The sequence below is a fragment of the Nocardioides sp. 1609 genome (assembly GCF_004522105.1).
Classification (GTDB): Bacteria; Actinomycetota; Actinomycetes; order Propionibacteriales; family Nocardioidaceae; genus Nocardioides.
Window position 1 is genome coordinate 330,941 of record NZ_SPUJ01000005.1, and the last position, 16,078, is coordinate 347,018.

Here is a 16,078-nt window from a genome sequence, read left to right on the forward strand (position 1 = left end):
GCCGTCCGACGGGGCTCCTCAAGGGGGCCCGGCGGGAGTAGCGTCCGACCCATGTCTCTCGGGAGTCCTGACGACGCAGGCACCCCCACCGACCCGACGGGCGTGCCGCCCACCGACCGGCGCAAGCTCGCGCTGGCCTGCGTGTGCCTCGCGATCCCCGTCGTCGCGCTGCTCGGGGTGCCCAGCTACGCCCGGGAGGACCCCAGCATCGGGGGCATCCCGTTCTTCTTCTGGTACCAGTTCCTGTGGGTCTTCCTCTGCTCGGGACTCACCTGGACGGCGTACCTGCTGACCAGGAGCGCCCGCCGCGGTGGTCGGAGGTGACCGGCCCGCTGGTCGACCGTCCGCTGGCGCAGGTGACCGACTCCTCGGTCAACACCACCGCGCTGGTCGTCCTGGTCGCGCTCTTCCTCGTCGTCACCGTGCTCGGCTTCCTGGCCTCGCGCTGGCGGCGTGCCGAGTCGCTCGACAGCCTCGACGAGTGGGGCCTCGGCGGCCGCAAGTTCGGCACCTGGGTGACCTGGTTCCTGCTCGGCGGCGACCTCTACACGGCCTACACCTTCGTGGCCGTGCCCGCGGCGATGTTCTCGCTGGGTGCGGTGGCCGGCTTCTTCGCCGTGCCCTACACGATCATCCTGTACCCGATCATCTTCCTCTTCATGGCGCGCCTCTGGTCGGTCAGCCACCGCCACGGCTACGTCACCACCGCCGACTTCGTCCGCGGCCGGTACGACGACCGCCACCTCTCGCTCGCGGTCTCGGTCACCGGGTTCGTCGCGACCATGCCCTACATCGCGCTGCAGCTCGTCGGCATCCAGGCGGTGCTCGAGGTGGCCGGCGTCGGCGGCGGCGACAACATCATCGCCCAGGACGCGCCGCTGCTCATCGCCTTCGCGGTGCTAGCGGCCTACACCTACTCCTCGGGCCTGCGGGCCCCGGCGATCATCGCCTTCGTCAAGGACGCGCTGATCTACGTCGTCATCATCGTCGCCGTCATCTACCTGCCCTCGCAGGTCGGCGGCTGGGACGACATCTTCGGCGCCGCCCAGGACAAGATGGCGACGCCCAACCCCGACACGGGCGCCCCGACCGGCTCGTTCATCCCCGGCGACGGCCAGATGTGGGCCTACGCCACGCTCGGCCTCGGCTCGGCGATGGCGCTGTTCATGTACCCGCACTCGGTGACGGCCAGCCTGTCGTCCGGCAGCCGCGACACCATCCGCCGCAACGCCGCGATCCTCCCGGCGTACTCCTTCGTCCTCGGCCTGCTCGCGCTCCTCGGCTGGGTCGCGATCGCGGCCGGCACCGACGTCACCGGCCTCGACGGCGAGAAGAACCCGCAGCTCGTCGTCCCGCAGCTGTTCGAGGACTTCTTCCCCGACTGGTTCGTCGGCGTCGCGTTCGCCGCCATCGCGATCGGTGCGCTCGTGCCGGCCGCGATCATGTCGATCGCCGCCGCCAACACCTTTTCGCGCAACATCTACAAGGAGTGGCTCAAGAAGGACGCCACCCCGCAGCAGGAGGCGAAGGTCTCCAAGCTGATGTCGCTGGTCGTGAAGGCGTTCGCGCTGGTCTTCGTGCTCACCCTCGACAAGCAGAACGCGATCAACTTCCAGCTCCTCGGCGGGATCTGGATCCTGCAGACCTTCCCGGCGATCGTGTTCAGCCTCTACACGCGCTGGTTCCACCGCAAGGCGCTGCTGGGCGGCTGGGCCGTCGGCATGGTCTACGGCACCGTCGAGGCCTACCAGGTCTCCAGCGCCGCCACCGACCACTTCGGCGGCAGCCTCGCCGAGATCCCGGGCCTCGGCGACATGGGCTACATCGCGATCACCGCGTTCTCGCTGAACCTCGTCGTCACCGTGCTCCTCACCCTGCTGCTCCACGCGCTGCAGGTGCCCAACGGCAGGGACGCCACCACCGCCGGCGACTACTACGCCGACGCCGGCGACCCGCGGGTCGACTCCGACCTCGCCGCCGCCGACCCGCTGGCCGTCGAGCCGGACCTCCCCGGGGGCCGCGACGGCGGCGACGCGGGTACCGCGCGCTGACCCCCGGGCTGTCAGGATCGGGGGCGTGAACCCGACCTCCCAGCCCGAGCGGCGCGACGTCGTCGTCCTCGGCTCGACCGGCTCGATCGGCACCCAGGCCCTCGACGTCGTCCGCAGCAACCCCGAGCGGTTCCGTGTCGTCGGACTGACCGCCGGCGGCGGCAACCCCGAGCTGTTCGCCGCGCAGGTGGCCGAGTTCGCGCCGGCGTACTCGGGGCTGGGGGAGGAGGCCTCGACCGAGGCGGCCGGCCGGCCCTGCGACGTCGTCCTCAACGGCATCACCGGAGCCGTCGGGCTCCGCCCGACCCTCGCCGCCCTCGACGCCGGGACGACGCTGGCCCTCGCCAACAAGGAGTCGCTCATCATCGGCGGCCCGCTGGTGCGCGACCGCGCCCGGCCCGGCCAGATCGTGCCCGTCGACTCCGAGCACAGCGCGATCGCCCAGAGCCTGCGCGCCGGCACCGCCGGTGAGGTGCGCCGCCTGGTGCTCACCGCCAGCGGCGGGCCGTTCCGGGGGATGACCCGCGAGCAGCTGACGTCGGTCACCCCGGCCCAGGCGCTGGCGCACCCGAACTTCGCGATGGGCAAGGTGATCACCACCAACTCCGCGACCCTGGTCAACAAGGGGCTCGAGGTGATCGAGGCGCACCTGCTCTTCGACGTCCCGCTCGACCGGATCGACGTCGTCGTCCACCCGCAGCAGCTGATCCACTCGATGGTCGAGTTCGTCGACGGCGCGGTCGTGGCCCAGCTCGGCCTGCCGACGATGCTGGTCCCGATCGCGCTCGGCCTCGGCTGGCCCGACCGGGTCCCCGACGCCGAGACGCCGATCGACTGGACCAGGGCCGCCGACTGGCGCTTCGAGCCGCTCGACGACACGGCCTTCCCCGCCGTGCGGCTCGCCCGGGAGGCGGGCGCGCGGGGCAGCACGGCCCCGGCGGTCTACAACGCAGCCAACGAGGTGTGCGTGGAGGCCTTCCACGACGGCCGGCTGCCGTTCCCCGACATCGTGAGCGTTGTCGGGGACGTGCTGCGGTCCCACGACGTACCCTCGTCGCAGACCCTCACCGTCGACGACGTCCTCGCCGCCGACGCGTGGGCGCGCCGCGCCGCGCACGAGCTGATCCGGAGTGACGAGTGACCGCCCTGCTGTACCTCCTCGGAGTGGTGATCTTCGTCGCCGCCATCCTCGTCTCGATCGGCCTGCACGAGCTCGGCCACATGATCCCGGCGAAGAAGTTCGGCGGGAAGGTCACCCAGTACTTCATCGGCTTCGGCCCGACCGTGTGGAGCAAGCAGGTCGGCGAGACCGAGTACGGCGTCAAGGCGGTCCCGCTCGGCGGCTACGTGAAGATCGTCGGGATGCTGCCGCCGGCCGCCGAGGAGCTCGTCGATTCGGTCGAGCACGACGCCGACGGCAACCCCGTCCACCGGGTCCGCAAGTCCAACACCGGGATGTTCACCCAGCTGATCTCCGATGCCCGCAGCGCCGAGTGGGAGCTGATCCGGCCCGAGGACGACGACCGGCTCTTCTACAAGATGGCGTGGTGGAAGAAGGTCGTCGTGATGGCCGGCGGGCCGACGGTCAACCTGCTCATCGCGTTCGTGCTCTTCCTGATCGTCTTCTCGACCTACGGCCAGCGGACCCAGGAGGTCGAGCCGGGCGCCCCGGTCGTCGCGACGGTCTCGCAGTGCGCCATCGCCCAGACCGGCGACGGCCCACCGCGGCAGTGCACCGCCGACGACCCGATCAGCCCGGCCCTCGACGCCGGCCTGGTGCCGGGTGACCGGATCGTCGGCTTCAACGGCGTCGAGGTCACCGGCTGGCAGCAGCTGCGCGACCTGATCGAGGCCAACGCCCAGGGCACGGCCTCGATCACCTACGTGCGCGACGGCGAGGAGACGACGGCCGAGACCAACACGACCGTCAAGCCGCCCAGCCCCGGCGACGACCCCGAGGAGACGGTGCGCGAGGTCGGCTTCCTCGGCATCTCGCCCACCACCTACGTCGCCGTCGAGAAGGGCGGCCCGATCTACACCCTCGACGCGATGGGCACGATGACCGTCGACACCGTCAAGGCCCTGGGCCAGCTGCCGATGAAGGTCTTCGACGTCGGGCAGGCCATCCTCGGCCTCGAGGAGCGTGCCCCCGACAGCCCGGTCAGCATCGTCGGAGGCGGCCGCTTCGCCGGCGAGCAGACCTCCAGCGAGGTGCTCGACGTGCAGGAGAAGACGATCTTCCTGCTCACCCTCATCGCCGGGTTCAACCTCTTCATCGGGCTGTTCAACTTCCTGCCGCTGCTGCCGCTCGACGGCGGTCACATCGCCTCCGCCCTCTGGGAGGCCGTGCGCCGCGGCATCGCCCGGCTGCGCCGCAAGCCCGACCCCGGGTACGTCGACGCCGCCAAGCTGCTCCCGGTCGCCTACGTCGTCGCCAGCGCCATGCTCGTGATGGGCGTCGTGCTGATCGTCGGCGACATCGTGGTGCCGCTCGACATCTCGGGCTGATCCCACCCGGAGGTCGGAGCAAGCGAGCACCGGCGAGCACCGGTGAGCGCCGAGGAGCGCCGACGAAACCGCCGGCCCGGCGCTGCCGACCCGCCCCGTCGGCCCGGCCTCGGTGGGGGCGCGAGGACCTCGGCAGTAGATTGGGGACATGACCGCGATCAGCCTGGGCATGCCCGCCGCACCTCCGCCGGTGCTGGCACCGCGCCGCCAGACCCGTCAGATCAAGGTCGGCACGGTGGGGGTCGGGAGCCAGTCGCCGATCTCGGTGCAGTCGATGACCACGACGGTCACCGCCGACGTGAACGCCACCCTCCAGCAGATCGCCGAGCTCACCGCGACCGGGTGCGACATCGTGCGCGTCGCGTGCCCCGACCAGGTCGACGCCAACGCGCTCGCCGAGATCGCCGAGCACTCGCAGATCCCGGTCATCGCCGACATCCACTTCCAGCCGAAGTACGTCTTCGCGGCCATCGACGCCGGCTGCGCCGCCGTCCGGGTCAACCCGGGCAACATCCGCAAGTTCGACGACCAGGTCAAGGAGATCGCGCGCGCCGCCCAGGACCGCGGCACCTCGATCCGCATCGGCGTCAACGCCGGGTCGCTCGACAAGCGGCTGCTGGAGAAGTACGGCAAGGCCACGCCCGAGGCGCTCGTCGAGAGCGCCGTCTGGGAGGCCGGGCTGTTCGAGGAGCACGGCTTCCGCGACTTCAAGATCTCCGTCAAGCACAACGACCCCGTCGTGATGGTGCGCGCCTACGAGCTGCTGGCCGAGGCCGGCGACTGGCCGCTGCACCTCGGCGTCACCGAGGCCGGGCCGGCCTTCCAGGGCACCATCAAGTCGGCCACCGCCTTCGGCGCCCTGCTCAGCCAGGGCATCGGCGACACGATCCGCGTCTCGCTCAGCGCGCCGCCGGTCGAGGAGGTCAAGGTCGGGATCCAGATCCTGCAGTCGCTCAACCTGCGCGAGCGCCGCCTCGAGATCGTCAGCTGCCCCAGCTGCGGGCGCGCCCAGGTCGACGTCTACACCCTCGCCGAGCAGGTCACCGCCGGCCTCGACGGGCTCGAGGTCCCGCTGCGCGTCGCCGTCATGGGCTGCGTCGTCAACGGCCCCGGCGAGGCCCGCGAGGCCGACCTCGGCGTCGCCTCCGGCAACGGCAAGGGCCAGATCTTCGTCAAGGGCGAGGTCATCAAGACCGTCCCCGAGTCGCAGATCGTCGAGACCCTCATCGAGGAGGCCATGCGCATCGCCGAGGGCATGGAAGCCGTCGAGGGCGCCGCCGCCTCTGTCTCCGTCTCCTGACCCACGGAGCACGACCGACCCGGCGGCCCGCCCCACCGCGCCCGGCCCGCGGTCCGCACTAGGGTTGCCGGGTGCCAACCAGTCGCCACGGGGTCAGGGTCCTCGGACCCGCCGACCTCGAGGCGTTCCTCGCCCTGGCCGGGCGCGATCCGGTGACCAACGTCTTCGCGCTCTACCGGGCGCGGACCACCAGCCTGGAGCCGCGCTGGCTGGGCGGCGAGATGTGGGGCCGGTACGCCGACGGTGAGCTGGTCGCGGCCTGCCACGTCGGTGCGAACCTGGTGCCGATCGAGGCCAACGACGACGACGCCCGCGCGTTCGCCGAGCGCGCGCTGACGCGCAGCCGGACGGCGACGACGATCGTCGGGCCGCACGAGGCCGTGCGCACGTTCTGGAACGCCGTCGCCGGCTCGTGGGGTCGACCTCGCGAGTCGCGCTGGATGCAGCCCCACCTGGTGATCGACGGCCCGCCGGCCGTGGAGCCCGACCCGCTCGTGCGGCGTACCGAGCGCGGCGACCTGCCGGTGCTCTACCCCGCGTGCGTCGCGATGTACACCGAGGAGGTCGGGGTGTCGCCGGAGCTCGGGGGCACCGGCGACCTGTACCGCGCCCGCGTCACCCAGCTGATGTCGCGCGGCTGGTCGTTCGCCCGCTTCGACGACGGCCGGCTGGTCTTCAAGGCCGAGGTCGCCTGTGCCACCGACGACGCCGCCCAGATCCAGGGGGTCTGGGTGCCGCCCGAGCACCGCGGGAAGGGGCTGGCGACCGCCGGGATGGCCGCCGTCGTCGAGATCGTGCGCGCCGAGATCGCCCCGACCGTCTCGCTCTACGTCAACGAGTGGAACCACCCCGCGCGCCGCGCCTACCGCCGCGCGGGGTTCCGGGAGTCCACCCGGTTCTCCACCGTCATGTGGTGACACCCCGACCGCCGCAGCACCGGCGGGACGCCCGAGGAACTGATTGGTTGCCGGGCGATCGCGACCCGTAGCCTTCACCCATGATCCTCCGGATGTCGTCCCTGTTCGTGCGCACGCTGCGTGACGACCCCGCGGACGCCGAGGTCCCGAGCCACCGGCTCCTCGTGCGCGCCGGCTACATCCGGCGTGCCGCGCCCGGCATCTACTCCTGGCTGCCGCTGGGCCTCAAGGTCCTGCGCAAGGTCGAGGACGTCATCCGGGCCGAGATGGACGGCATCGGCGCCCAGGAGCTCAGCTTCCCCGCGCTGCTCCCGCGCGAGCCCTACGAGGCGACCGGTCGCTGGACCGAGTACGGCGACGGCATCTTCCGCCTCCAGGACCGCAAGGGCGGCGACTACCTGCTCGGCCCCACGCACGAGGAGATGTTCACCCTCGTGGTCAAGGACCTCTACTCCTCCTACAAGGACCTGCCGCTCTCGCTCTACCAGATCCAGACCAAGTACCGCGACGAGGCGCGGCCCCGCGCGGGGCTGCTGCGCGGGCGCGAGTTCACCATGAAGGACTCCTACTCCTTCGACGTCAGCGACGCCGGCCTCGAGCAGAGCTACCAGCGCCACCGCGACGCCTACGTGCGGATCTTCGACCGGCTCGGCTTCGACTACGTCATCGTCAAGGCCACCGCCGGCGCGATGGGTGGGTCGAAGTCGGAGGAGTTCCTGGCCCGTGCCGCCGTGGGCGAGGACACCTACGTGCGCTGCACGAACTGCGACTACGCCGCCAACGTCGAGGCCGTCGAGGTCCGCCGGCCCGCGCCGGTCGCCCACGACGACGCGCCCGCCGCCCACGTCGAGGCCACGCCCGGCACCCCGACGATCGCGACCCTCGTCGACCACCTCAACGCCGCGTTCCCCCGCGAGGACCGGCCCTGGGCGGCCGGTGACACGCTCAAGAACGTCCTCGTCGTCCTCAAGCACCCCGACGGCACCCGCGAGCCGGTCGCGATCGGCGTCCCCGGTGACCGTGAGGTCGACCAGAAGCGCCTCGACGGCCAGCTCGAGCCGATCGAGGTCGAGCCGTTCGACGAGACCGAGTTCGCCCGCCACCCCGCGCTGGTCAAGGGCTACATCGGCCCCGGCGTGCTGGGGGAGAAGAACGCCACCGGCATCCGGTACCTCGTCGACCCCCGCATCGTCGAGGGCACCCGCTGGGTCACCGGCGCCGACGTGCAGGGCAGCCACGTCCTCGACCTCGTCGTGGGCCGCGACTTCACACCCGACGGCACCGTCGAGGCCGCCGAGATCCGCGACGGCGACCCCTGTCCCAACTGCGACAGCGGCACCCTCGAGACCGCCCGCGGCATCGAGATGGGCCACGTCTTCCAGCTCGGCCGCAAGTACGCCGACGCCCTCGACCTGCGCGTGCTGGACGAGAACGGCAAGCTCGTCACCGTCACGATGGGCTCCTACGGCATCGGCGTGACCCGCGCGGTCGCCGCGATCGCCGAGGACACCCTCGACGACGTCGGCCTGTGCTGGCCCCGCAACGTCGCACCCGCCGACGTCCACCTCGTGGCCACCGGCCGCGACGAGGCCGTCTTCGCCGCGGCGGAGGAGATCGCCCGCGAGCTCGACGCCGCCGGGGTCCAGGTGCTCTTCGACGACCGCGCCGGCAAGATCAGCCCCGGGGTGAAGTTCAAGGACGCCGAGCTGATCGGCGTCCCGACGATCGTCGTGGTCGGCAAGGGGCTGGCCGACGGCGTCGTCGAGGTCAAGGACCGGCGCTCCGGCGAGCGCGAGGACGTCGCCACCACCGCGATCGTCGACCACCTGGTCGCCCTGGTCCGCTCCTGATGCCGACCGGGGCGGTCGACGCCGTCATCTTCGACTGGGGCGGCACCCTGACCCGGTGGCACGACGTCGACTTCCACGCCGAGTCGCTGGCGCTGGTGCAGGCCGTGGTCGACGTCGGTCACGACCCCGACGTGGCTCGCGAGCGGCTGCACCGTGCCGGTGAGGTCATCTGGGGCCGCAGCCGCGACCACCAGCAGAGCGCCACGGTGGCCGACCTGTTCGTGGAGGCGGGCCTCGAGCACGACCCCGCGCTGCTGGCGGCGTACTACGAGTTCTGGGAGCCGCACACAATCACCGACCCGGAGGTCGCCCCGTTGTGGGAGGGGCTGCGCGAGCGCGGGATCAAGGTCGGGGTGCTCTCCAACACCATCTGGCCCCGCTCGGTCCACGAGGGCTTCTTCGAGCGCGACGGCGTGCTGCACCTGGTCGACGGCGACGTCTACACCAGTGAGATCCCGTGGACGAAGCCCTCCCCGCGGGCGTTCGGGGCCGCGCTGGACGCCGTCGGCGCCACCGACCCCGCCCGCTGCGTCTACGTCGGCGACCGGCTCTTCGACGACGTCTGGGGTGCCCAGAACGCCGGTCTCCGGGCGATCCACGTGCCGCACAGCACCATCCCGGCCTCCCAGGTCGGGCACACCGAGGGCGAGCCGGACGCCGTGGCGCACCGGGTCGCCGACGTCCTCGACATCGTGGCGGGCTGGTAGCGGCCGGTGACGGCCCGCCGCGGTGGGCTCAGGTCTCGCCGAAGCCGTCGGCCACCAGCGCGCTGATCGCGCGCACCGCGGCCTCGGCGTCGGCGCCCGACGCGGAGACCACGATCTCGGCGCCCTCGGCGGCTCCGAGGGTCATCAGCTCCAGCGAGCTCGCGGCGTCGGCGCTGCGTCCGTCGTGGGTGATCCGCACCTCGGCGTCCAGGTCGCCGACGGCGGCCGCGACGAGCGCGGCCGGGCGGGCGTGCAGGCCCTGCGGGTTCGTCAGGACGAGCCGGACGCCGTCGGAGGGCGCCTGCTCGACCCCGCCGGCGTCCCCGGCCGGGGCCAGCGCGACGGCCTTCGGCCGCAGGGCGTCCTCCGCCTCGGCCTGCACCGTCGCCAGGTCGGCACCCCCGGCGGCGCGGACGACGGCGGCGACCAGACCCTCGACCAGCGGCGCACTGCTCAGCCGCACCTCGTGGTCCTCGGGCGGGCTCAGCTCGAGGGCCAGCTCGGCGCTCAGCACCGCGGAGCCGAGGTCCATCAGGACCAGGACGCCGTCGGGCGACGCCGCCGTCCGGAACGCGTCGGCCACCTCCGTCGCGTCGGTGCCCAGCCCGCCGTCGGCGGTGCCGGCGGCGACCGCGACGACCGGACCGCCGGCCGGCACCATCTGGGCGGCCAGGTCGACGGCCGCCGCGGCCAGCGCGGCGCTGTGCGACACGACCACGATCCCGATCACGGGTCGGCCGGCGGGTCGGCCAGCGCCGCGGCCAGCGCCTCGACAAGCAGGGTCGCCGACGCCGAGCCCGGGTCGACGTGGCCGATGCTGCGCTCGCCGAGGTAGCTGGCCCGGCCCTTGAGCGCCTGCATCGGCTCGGTCGCGTCGCGGCCCCGCGCCGCCGCGTCGGCGGCGGCCCGGGCGGCTCCGGCCGCGTCGGCACCGGAGGCGAGCGCTGCGTCGTACGCCTCGAGGGCCGGGCCGAGCGCGTCGTACATGGTCTTGTCGCCGCGGTCGGCCTTGCCGCGCGCCACGACGCCCTCGACGGCCGCCCGCAGCACCGCGGCGAGGGCGGCCGCGTCGAGCTCGGTCGCGTCGCCGGCGGCGGTGCCGGCGCGGAGGAAGAACGTGCCGTACAGCGGCCCGCTGGCCCCGCCGACGGAGGTCACCAACGTCATCCCGACCTTCTTCAGCAGTGCGCCCACCGAGTCGGGCGGCGCCTCCACCGCGACCATCACGGCGTCCATGCCGCGGACCAGGTTGGAGCCGTGGTCGGCGTCGCCGATGGCGGAGTCGAGCTCGGTGAGGTGGGCGCCGTGCTCGTGGACGGCGTCCCTGAACGCCGCGAGCCAGCCGACGAGCTGAGCCTGGGTGACGGTGCCGGTGTCAGTGTCGGCCATGCTCAGACCCCCCACCGCAGCCCGGAGGTGTCGACCGGCGCGTCCCACAGGCGCAGCAGGTCCTCGTCGGCGCCGAGCACGGTGAGCGAGGCGCCGGCCATGTCGAGCGAGGTGATGTAGTTGCCCACCAGGCGTCGCGCGACCGGCACGCCGGCGTCGGCGAGCAGGCGCGCCACCTCGCCGTACAGCACGTAGAGCTCGATGAGCGGGGTGCCGCCCATGCCGTTGAGCATCACGATCGCGGGGGAGCCGGTGGCGTCGCGGTCGGCGAGCACCGGCTCGACCAGCAGCGCGGCCACCTCCGACGCCGGTGCGAGCGGGACGCGGCGCCGTCCCGGCTCGCCGTGGATCCCGACGCCGACCTCCATCTCGTCCTCGGGGAGGTCGAATGTCGGCTTGCCGGCCGCGGGCACCGTGCAGCTGGTGAGGGCGATGCCCATCGACCGGCCGGCGTCGTTGACCCGTTGCGCGAGCGCGACCACGGCGTCGAGGTCCTGGCCCTCCTCGGCGGCAGCGCCGACGATCTTCTCGAGCAGGACGGTCAGGCCGACGCCGCGTCGTCCGGCCGTGTAGGTCGAGTCCTGGACGGCGACGTCGTCGGCGGTGACCACGGTCTCGACGCGGACCCCGGAGTCGGCGGCCGCGAGCTCGCCGGCCATCTCGAAGTTCATCACGTCGCCGGTGTAGTTCTTCACGACGTGGAGCACGCCGGCTCCGCGGTCGACGGCCGTGGTGGCCTCGGCCACCTGGTCGGGGGTCGGCGAGGTGAACACCTCGCCGGCGCACGCGGCGTCCAGCATGCCGGGACCGACGAACCCACCGTGCAGCGGCTCGTGGCCCGACCCGCCGCCGGAGATGATCGCGACCCGGCCGTCCTGCTTCGGCTCCGCCCGGTAGATCACCCGGTGCTGGTGGTCGACCCTGAGCTCCGGGTGGGCCGCCTCGATGCCGCGCAGGGCGTCGGCGAGCACGTTCGCCGGGTCGTTGATGAGCTTCTTCATGTCTCGGTCCTCCGAACTCCGGCGTCGACGTCGTCGGCGCTGCCTTTCCCCCTACGAGCAACGAACCGGAACCTGGTCCCCGCCGCAACCCCCTGGCGCCCGCGCGTCGTCGGCTGCACGTTCCTGCAACGCCCGGGCCCGCCGGTGCCCGGCGGCCGAGCCGCGGTGGAGCGGGACCGGCACCGCCCGAGGTCGGGCCGGTTCGGCGCTCCGTCACCCGGTCTCGCGCGCGGCGGTGCGGCCGGGGAGAGGTCGGGCGGTCGCCCCGGTTGCAGGTTTGTGCATTGCACACTTGTGATGATCCGCGGCCGTGTCGCCGCGAGGCCCGACTGTTGCAGACTTCTGCACGAAGGGGTTCCACCGACTCGGGTCGGTCCCTCCGTCCGGCCGGTGTCCCAGGCCACCAGCAGTCCGCGTACTCATCCTTCCGGGGAGCATCTCGGGAGTTCCCCGGAAGATGAGTTCGCGGACTGGCTGGTTTTTCGGCTCCGTCGCGCTGGTCAGCGGCCGGGGGAGGGGCGGGGGCTCCCGCCTAGGGCGAGCTCGCGCCGCGCCGAGTCCACGAGCACGTCGACCGCCCAGCGGCGCTGCTCGCTCGGGGCGTTGGCCACCAGGTAGCCGTACGTCGTGCCGCAGGCCTGCTCGACCCGGAGGGCCTCGGCGCGGATGGCGGCGCTGTCGCCGGTGACGACCCCCGGCAGGTCGTACGACGCCTCGGCCGCGACCGGCTCGCCGCCCTCGGCGACCACGAAGGCCGTGAGCTCGTCACGGCGGGCGCGGTGCACGTCGTACGACGTGCGCAGCGCCTCGTAGAGCGTCGGGTCCGCCGAGGCCGACGTCTGGGCGCCGAGATAGCCGCCGACGAACAGGGTGGCGTGCTCGGCGGCCAGGGTGGTCTGCAGTGCGTCGAGGTAGGTCACAGGACACTCCGGTGCTGCGCGACCGAGGCGGCCATCGAGGCGAGCAGGCGGGCCAGCGCGCCGCTGTCGGCCTGGACGGCCAAGCCGGCCAGCGCCTGCTCGAGGGTCTCCTCGGCCAGCGCCACGCGGCGCCGGGCGCGCTGCACCGACCCACGCCCGACGGCGACCCTGCCGCTCGTGGGGCGCGGGCCGCCGAGCTCCCCGGCGTGGGCGCGGTGCAACCGCACCAGCGGGGCCAGCGCGTCGGCCAGGGGCGGGTGGGCGCGGGCGTTGGCCTGGGCCGTCCGGTGGGCCACCGACAGCGCGAGCAGGGCCTCCTCGACGAGGGCGGAGTCGGTGTCGACGTCGGTGGCCCCGGTGCCGCCGGGGTCGGGGTCCGAGCCGTCGGACGGGCTTGTCGTCGGCGTGATCGTCGGGTCCTCCGACGACGGGTCGAGCGACCCGATCGAGCAGCCGGCGGTCCCGAGCACGGTCACCCCGACGAGGGCGCGACGAGTCACGAGGGGAGGACGCGGCGGCACCGGGCGACGATATCCCGGCGGCTCCCGGTCGACGGCGCCGACACGGCCGGGACGTCGGCCATGCCCTACGCTGAGAGACCGGCACCACCGCACGTCACAACAGCACAGGAGGTCGCGAGGATGTCCGCCACGCAGGCGTTGTCCAGCCGCATCGAAGCAGGACTCACCGACCCTCTGGCCGAGCTCGGACTCGACCTCGAGGCCGTCGAGGTGACCCCCGCCGGGAAGCGCCGCGTCGTCCGCGTCGCGGTCGACCAGGACGGCGGCGTCACGATGGACGACGTCGCCGAGGCCACCCGCTGCGTCGCCGAGGTGCTCGACGGTGACCTGGCCGCGGCGATGGGGCAGCAGCCCTACACCCTCGAGGTCACCTCGCGCGGCGTCGACCGCCCGCTCACCCTGCCGCGCCACTGGCGCCGCAACGCCGACCGCCTGGTCAAGGTCACCCTCGTCGAGGGCGGCACCGTGACCGGCCGCATCGGCGCGTGCGAGGACGACCCCGGCGGAGCCGTCGTGCTCGACGTCGACGGTGCCGACACCCGCCTGCCGTACGCCGACGTCGCCAAGGCGCTGGTGCAGATCGAGTTCAACCGCAAGGGCCCGGCCGACGAGCCGGACATCGAGGAGGACGAGCACTGATGGACATCGACCTGAGCATCCTGCGAATGCTGGAGCGCGAGAAGGAGATCAAGTTCGAGGTCCTCGTCGAGGCCATCGAGCAGGCCCTCCAGACGGCGTACCTGAAGTCGCCCGGAGCCCACGAGCAGGCCCGTGTCGAGCTCGACCGCAAGACCGGGCACGTCACCGTGCTCGCCGCCGAGCTCGACGACGACGGCGAGAAGATCGGGGAGTTCGACGACACCCCCGACGGGTTCGGCCGGATCGCCGCGACCACCGCCAAGCAGATCATGATGCAGCGGCTGCGCGACGCCGAGGACGAGATCAAGTTCGGTGAGTTCTCCGGCAAGGAGGGCGACCTGATCTCCGGCATCATCCAGCAGGGCCGCAACCCCGACGACGTCCTGGTCGACCTGGGTCGCCTCGAGGCGCTGCTGCCCGTCAGCGAGCGCGTGCCCGGCGAGTCCTACAGCCACGGCACCCGCATCAAGTGCCTGGTGCTGTCGGTGCGCAAGGGGATGCGCGGGCCGCAGATCACCCTGACCCGCTCGCACCCGAACCTCGTCAAGAAGCTCTTCGCGCTCGAGGTGCCCGAGATCGCCAGCGGCCAGGTCGAGATCTCCGCGATCGCCCGCGAGGCCGGCCACCGCACCAAGATCGCCGTCCGCTCGACCGCCCCGGGCATCAACGCCAAGGGCGCCTGCATCGGCCCGATGGGCCAGCGGGTGCGCAACGTGATGCACGCGCTCAACGAGGAGAAGATCGACATCGTCGACTGGTCCGACGACCCCGCGCGGCTCGTCTCCAGCGCGCTGTCGCCCGCCCAGGTCAAGAGCGTCGAGATCGTCGACCTCGCCGCCCGCTCCGCCAAGGTCGTCGTCCCGTCGTTCCAGCTGTCGCTGGCCATCGGCAAGGAGGGCCAGAACGCCCGCCTCGCCGCCCGCCTCACCGGCTGGCGGATCGACATCCACGGTGACGAGGAGGAGGCGCCCCGGCGCTGACCCCGCTCGAGGTGCCCCGGAGCGGCCCGGCGCCCGTCCCCGCGGGTCAGCCCCAGATCCGGCTGACCCGCAGCGACGGGACCAGGTGGTCGTCGTCCCCGACCGACCACGCCGGGAAGTCGAAGACCGCCAGCATCAGCTGCATCGGGTACGTGGGTGGGCGCGGGCAGCGGCGGACCACCACGCCGTCGATGGTCAGGACCGCCGCCCCGGCGTCCCAGTCGACGGCGTACTCGTGCGGCTCGGAGACGTCGATCGCGACCCGCGGTGCCGCGAAGTCCTGGCGCAGGGCCGGGTCGCGGAACGCCTTGACCCCCACGCCCACCTCGGCGGACCGTCCGGGGACGACGTCCTTGCCGAAGACCTCGACCACGCACAGCTCGCCGCACCGGAGCTGCTCGTCGTCGTCCTCGAGCCCGGCCAGCCACAGCGCGGCCATCGACCGGGGGGACAGGTCCATCGACGCCCGGATCGCGACCCGCCCGCCGGCGGGGAGCCAGCCCTCGAAGCGCGGCTGCTCCTCGCGGACGAGCTGCCCCTCGCGGAAGCGTTGCTGGCCGCGGGTCGAGCCGACCGGGCCCGACCAGCTCCCGCTCTGCAGTCCGGAGACCCGCAGCGGCGGCTCGTGGTCGCCGGGGCACCACACCGGGTGCGCGACCGGGACCTCGAGCAGCAGGTCGCCGTCCTCGAAGCGGTACGACGCCCGCGTCGCCGCCCGCGACGACCAGGCCGGCAGGTAGTGGGGCAGCCACACGCTCGTGTCGAGCTCGGGCCCGGGGAACCGGAGGTCGCGAGGATCCAGGGAGGCCATGCCCCATCATCGCGGGGATCGTGCCCGGTTCGGAGTACGGGCGGGAGTTGGCTAGACTGGGATCGGTGGTCCAACGATCGTCGTCCCTCGTGCGCACGGAGCCAATCCGCACGTGCGTGGGATGTCGGCTGCGGGCCGCCAAGCGCGAGTTGTTGCGGGTGACCGCCGGCTCGGACGCAGGGGGCCACCCGGCCGTCGTGCCCGATCCGACAGCCACCGCACCCGGCCGGGGGGCACACGTGCACCCCACCGCCGAGTGCTACGAGCTCGCGGTGCGCCGGAGGGCGTTCGGGAGGGCACTGCGTGCCGACCCGGGCCTGTCCAGCGTGCCGGTGAGGGACCACGTCGCGGCCGCGCAACGAGCGAGAGAACAGTAGATGACCATCCACCACAGGGAACTGGAGCAGCAGCTCATGAGCACTCGATGAGTACTTCCCGATGAGTTTGCAACACCACCACTGAGGCTCGGTCACCGCACAATTCG

The 16,078-nt window shown here is 72.7% G+C and carries 17 protein-coding genes and 1 pseudogene; 11 read left to right on the top strand and 7 right to left on the bottom strand.

Going from position 1 to position 16,078, the window contains the following annotated elements; all coding sequences use genetic code 11:
* Positions 1 to 51 precede the first annotated feature (51 nt).
* From E4623_RS15405 to E4623_RS15440, 8 genes are all read left to right on the top strand, one after another.
* Positions 52 to 324, top strand: coding sequence for a DUF3311 domain-containing protein (locus E4623_RS15405; RefSeq protein ID WP_134767431.1), 273 nt, complete (start codon positions 52 to 54; stop codon positions 322 to 324).
* The gene (locus E4623_RS15410; RefSeq protein ID WP_280633663.1) at positions 321 to 2,051 is read left to right on the top strand and encodes a sodium:solute symporter; all 1,731 of its coding nucleotides are present in this window, start codon (positions 321 to 323) and stop codon (positions 2,049 to 2,051) included. The genes E4623_RS15405 and E4623_RS15410 overlap by 4 nt, the downstream gene beginning before the upstream one ends.
* A gap of 25 nt (positions 2,052 to 2,076) precedes the next feature.
* A complete protein-coding gene (gene dxr / locus E4623_RS15415) occupies positions 2,077 to 3,192 on the top strand; it encodes a 1-deoxy-D-xylulose-5-phosphate reductoisomerase (RefSeq protein WP_134767432.1) in 1,116 nt (371 codons plus the stop codon).
* Entirely contained in the window at positions 3,189 to 4,559 is a 1,371-nt protein-coding gene (locus E4623_RS15420) for a site-2 protease family protein (protein ID WP_134767433.1), read from the top strand. Before dxr ends, E4623_RS15420 begins: the two co-directional genes overlap by 4 nt.
* 148 nt (positions 4,560 to 4,707) lie before the next feature.
* Complete coding sequence (ispG, locus tag E4623_RS15425; RefSeq protein WP_134767434.1) at positions 4,708 to 5,859, top strand: flavodoxin-dependent (E)-4-hydroxy-3-methylbut-2-enyl-diphosphate synthase; 1,152 nt, start codon at positions 4,708 to 4,710, stop codon at positions 5,857 to 5,859.
* Between the two features lie 71 nt (positions 5,860 to 5,930).
* A complete protein-coding gene (locus E4623_RS15430; RefSeq protein WP_134767435.1) occupies positions 5,931 to 6,776 on the top strand; it encodes a GNAT family N-acetyltransferase in 846 nt (281 codons plus the stop codon).
* An 80-nt stretch (positions 6,777 to 6,856) separates the two neighbouring features.
* A complete protein-coding gene (locus E4623_RS15435) occupies positions 6,857 to 8,626 on the top strand; it encodes a proline--tRNA ligase (RefSeq protein ID WP_134767436.1) in 1,770 nt (589 codons plus the stop codon).
* Complete coding sequence (locus tag E4623_RS15440) at positions 8,626 to 9,333, top strand: HAD family hydrolase (protein ID WP_134767437.1); 708 nt, start codon at positions 8,626 to 8,628, stop codon at positions 9,331 to 9,333. Before E4623_RS15435 ends, E4623_RS15440 begins: the two co-directional genes overlap by 1 nt.
* A gap of 28 nt (positions 9,334 to 9,361) precedes the next feature.
* Here E4623_RS15440 and E4623_RS23450 read toward each other — a convergent pair whose 3' ends face one another.
* The 6 genes and pseudogenes from E4623_RS23450 to E4623_RS22700 all read right to left on the bottom strand — a co-directional run bounded on the left by E4623_RS23450 (position 9,362) and on the right by E4623_RS22700 (position 13,143).
* Positions 9,362 to 9,691, bottom strand: coding sequence for an HPr family phosphocarrier protein (locus E4623_RS23450; protein ID WP_348537298.1), 330 nt, complete (start codon positions 9,689 to 9,691; stop codon positions 9,362 to 9,364).
* Positions 9,680 to 10,063, bottom strand: a pseudogene (gene dhaM / locus E4623_RS23455) (dihydroxyacetone kinase phosphoryl donor subunit DhaM); the annotation flags it as partial. The pseudogene dhaM and the gene E4623_RS23450, both read right to left, overlap by 12 nt.
* Entirely contained in the window at positions 10,060 to 10,722 is a 663-nt protein-coding gene (gene dhaL, locus E4623_RS15450; RefSeq protein ID WP_134767439.1) for a dihydroxyacetone kinase subunit DhaL, read from the bottom strand. The gene dhaL and the pseudogene dhaM, both read right to left, overlap by 4 nt.
* Positions 10,723 to 10,724: 2 nt before the next feature.
* Positions 10,725 to 11,723 carry a dihydroxyacetone kinase subunit DhaK gene (gene dhaK, locus E4623_RS15455; protein WP_134767440.1) on the bottom strand — a complete coding sequence of 333 codons (999 nt, stop codon included), beginning with the start codon at positions 11,721 to 11,723 and terminating at the stop codon, positions 10,725 to 10,727.
* Positions 11,724 to 12,223: 500 nt separating this feature from the next.
* Positions 12,224 to 12,643, bottom strand: coding sequence for a DUF4439 domain-containing protein (locus tag E4623_RS22695; RefSeq protein ID WP_167736666.1), 420 nt, complete (start codon positions 12,641 to 12,643; stop codon positions 12,224 to 12,226).
* On the bottom strand, positions 12,640 to 13,143 hold the full coding sequence (locus E4623_RS22700) for a hypothetical protein (protein WP_167736667.1): 504 nt from the start codon (positions 13,141 to 13,143) through the stop codon (positions 12,640 to 12,642). The genes E4623_RS22695 and E4623_RS22700 overlap by 4 nt, the downstream gene beginning before the upstream one ends.
* A 141-nt stretch (positions 13,144 to 13,284) precedes the next feature.
* On the opposite strand from E4623_RS22700, the gene rimP reads away from it, so the two are divergent.
* Positions 13,285 to 13,803: a ribosome maturation factor RimP gene (rimP, locus tag E4623_RS15465; RefSeq protein ID WP_134767441.1), complete on the top strand. Its 519-nt coding sequence runs from the start codon at positions 13,285 to 13,287 to the stop codon at positions 13,801 to 13,803.
* Entirely contained in the window at positions 13,803 to 14,783 is a 981-nt protein-coding gene (nusA, locus tag E4623_RS15470; protein WP_134767442.1) for a transcription termination factor NusA, read from the top strand. Before rimP ends, nusA begins: the two co-directional genes overlap by 1 nt.
* Positions 14,784 to 14,829: 46 nt before the next feature.
* On the opposite strand, the gene E4623_RS15475 is transcribed toward nusA, so the two are convergent.
* Complete coding sequence (locus E4623_RS15475; protein ID WP_134767443.1) at positions 14,830 to 15,594, bottom strand: glycoside hydrolase family 16 protein; 765 nt, start codon at positions 15,592 to 15,594, stop codon at positions 14,830 to 14,832.
* Positions 15,595 to 15,710: 116 nt separating this feature from the next.
* On the opposite strand from E4623_RS15475, the gene E4623_RS15480 reads away from it, so the two are divergent.
* Entirely contained in the window at positions 15,711 to 15,971 is a 261-nt protein-coding gene (locus E4623_RS15480) for a YlxR family protein (protein ID WP_280633671.1), read from the top strand.
* Positions 15,972 to 16,078 lie beyond the last annotated feature (107 nt).

Bases quoted from the DNA above. Each gene is read 5' to 3' on its own strand.
- E4623_RS15405 (WP_134767431.1), top strand. From the start codon at position 52: ATGTCTCTCGGGAGTCCTGACGACGCAGGCACCCCCACCGACCCGACG.
- ispG (WP_134767434.1), top strand. From the start codon at position 4,708: ATGACCGCGATCAGCCTGGGCATGCCCGCCGCACCTCCGCCGGTGCTG.
- E4623_RS15435 (WP_134767436.1), top strand. From the start codon at position 6,857: ATGATCCTCCGGATGTCGTCCCTGTTCGTGCGCACGCTGCGTGACGAC.
- E4623_RS15440 (WP_134767437.1), top strand. From the start codon at position 8,626: ATGCCGACCGGGGCGGTCGACGCCGTCATCTTCGACTGGGGCGGCACC.
- dhaL (WP_134767439.1), bottom strand. From the start codon at position 10,722: ATGGCCGACACTGACACCGGCACCGTCACCCAGGCTCAGCTCGTCGGC.
- dhaK (WP_134767440.1), bottom strand. From the start codon at position 11,723: ATGAAGAAGCTCATCAACGACCCGGCGAACGTGCTCGCCGACGCCCTG.
- rimP (WP_134767441.1), top strand. From the start codon at position 13,285: ATGTCCGCCACGCAGGCGTTGTCCAGCCGCATCGAAGCAGGACTCACC.
- nusA (WP_134767442.1), top strand. From the start codon at position 13,803: ATGGACATCGACCTGAGCATCCTGCGAATGCTGGAGCGCGAGAAGGAG.
- E4623_RS15475 (WP_134767443.1), bottom strand. From the start codon at position 15,594: ATGGCCTCCCTGGATCCTCGCGACCTCCGGTTCCCCGGGCCCGAGCTC.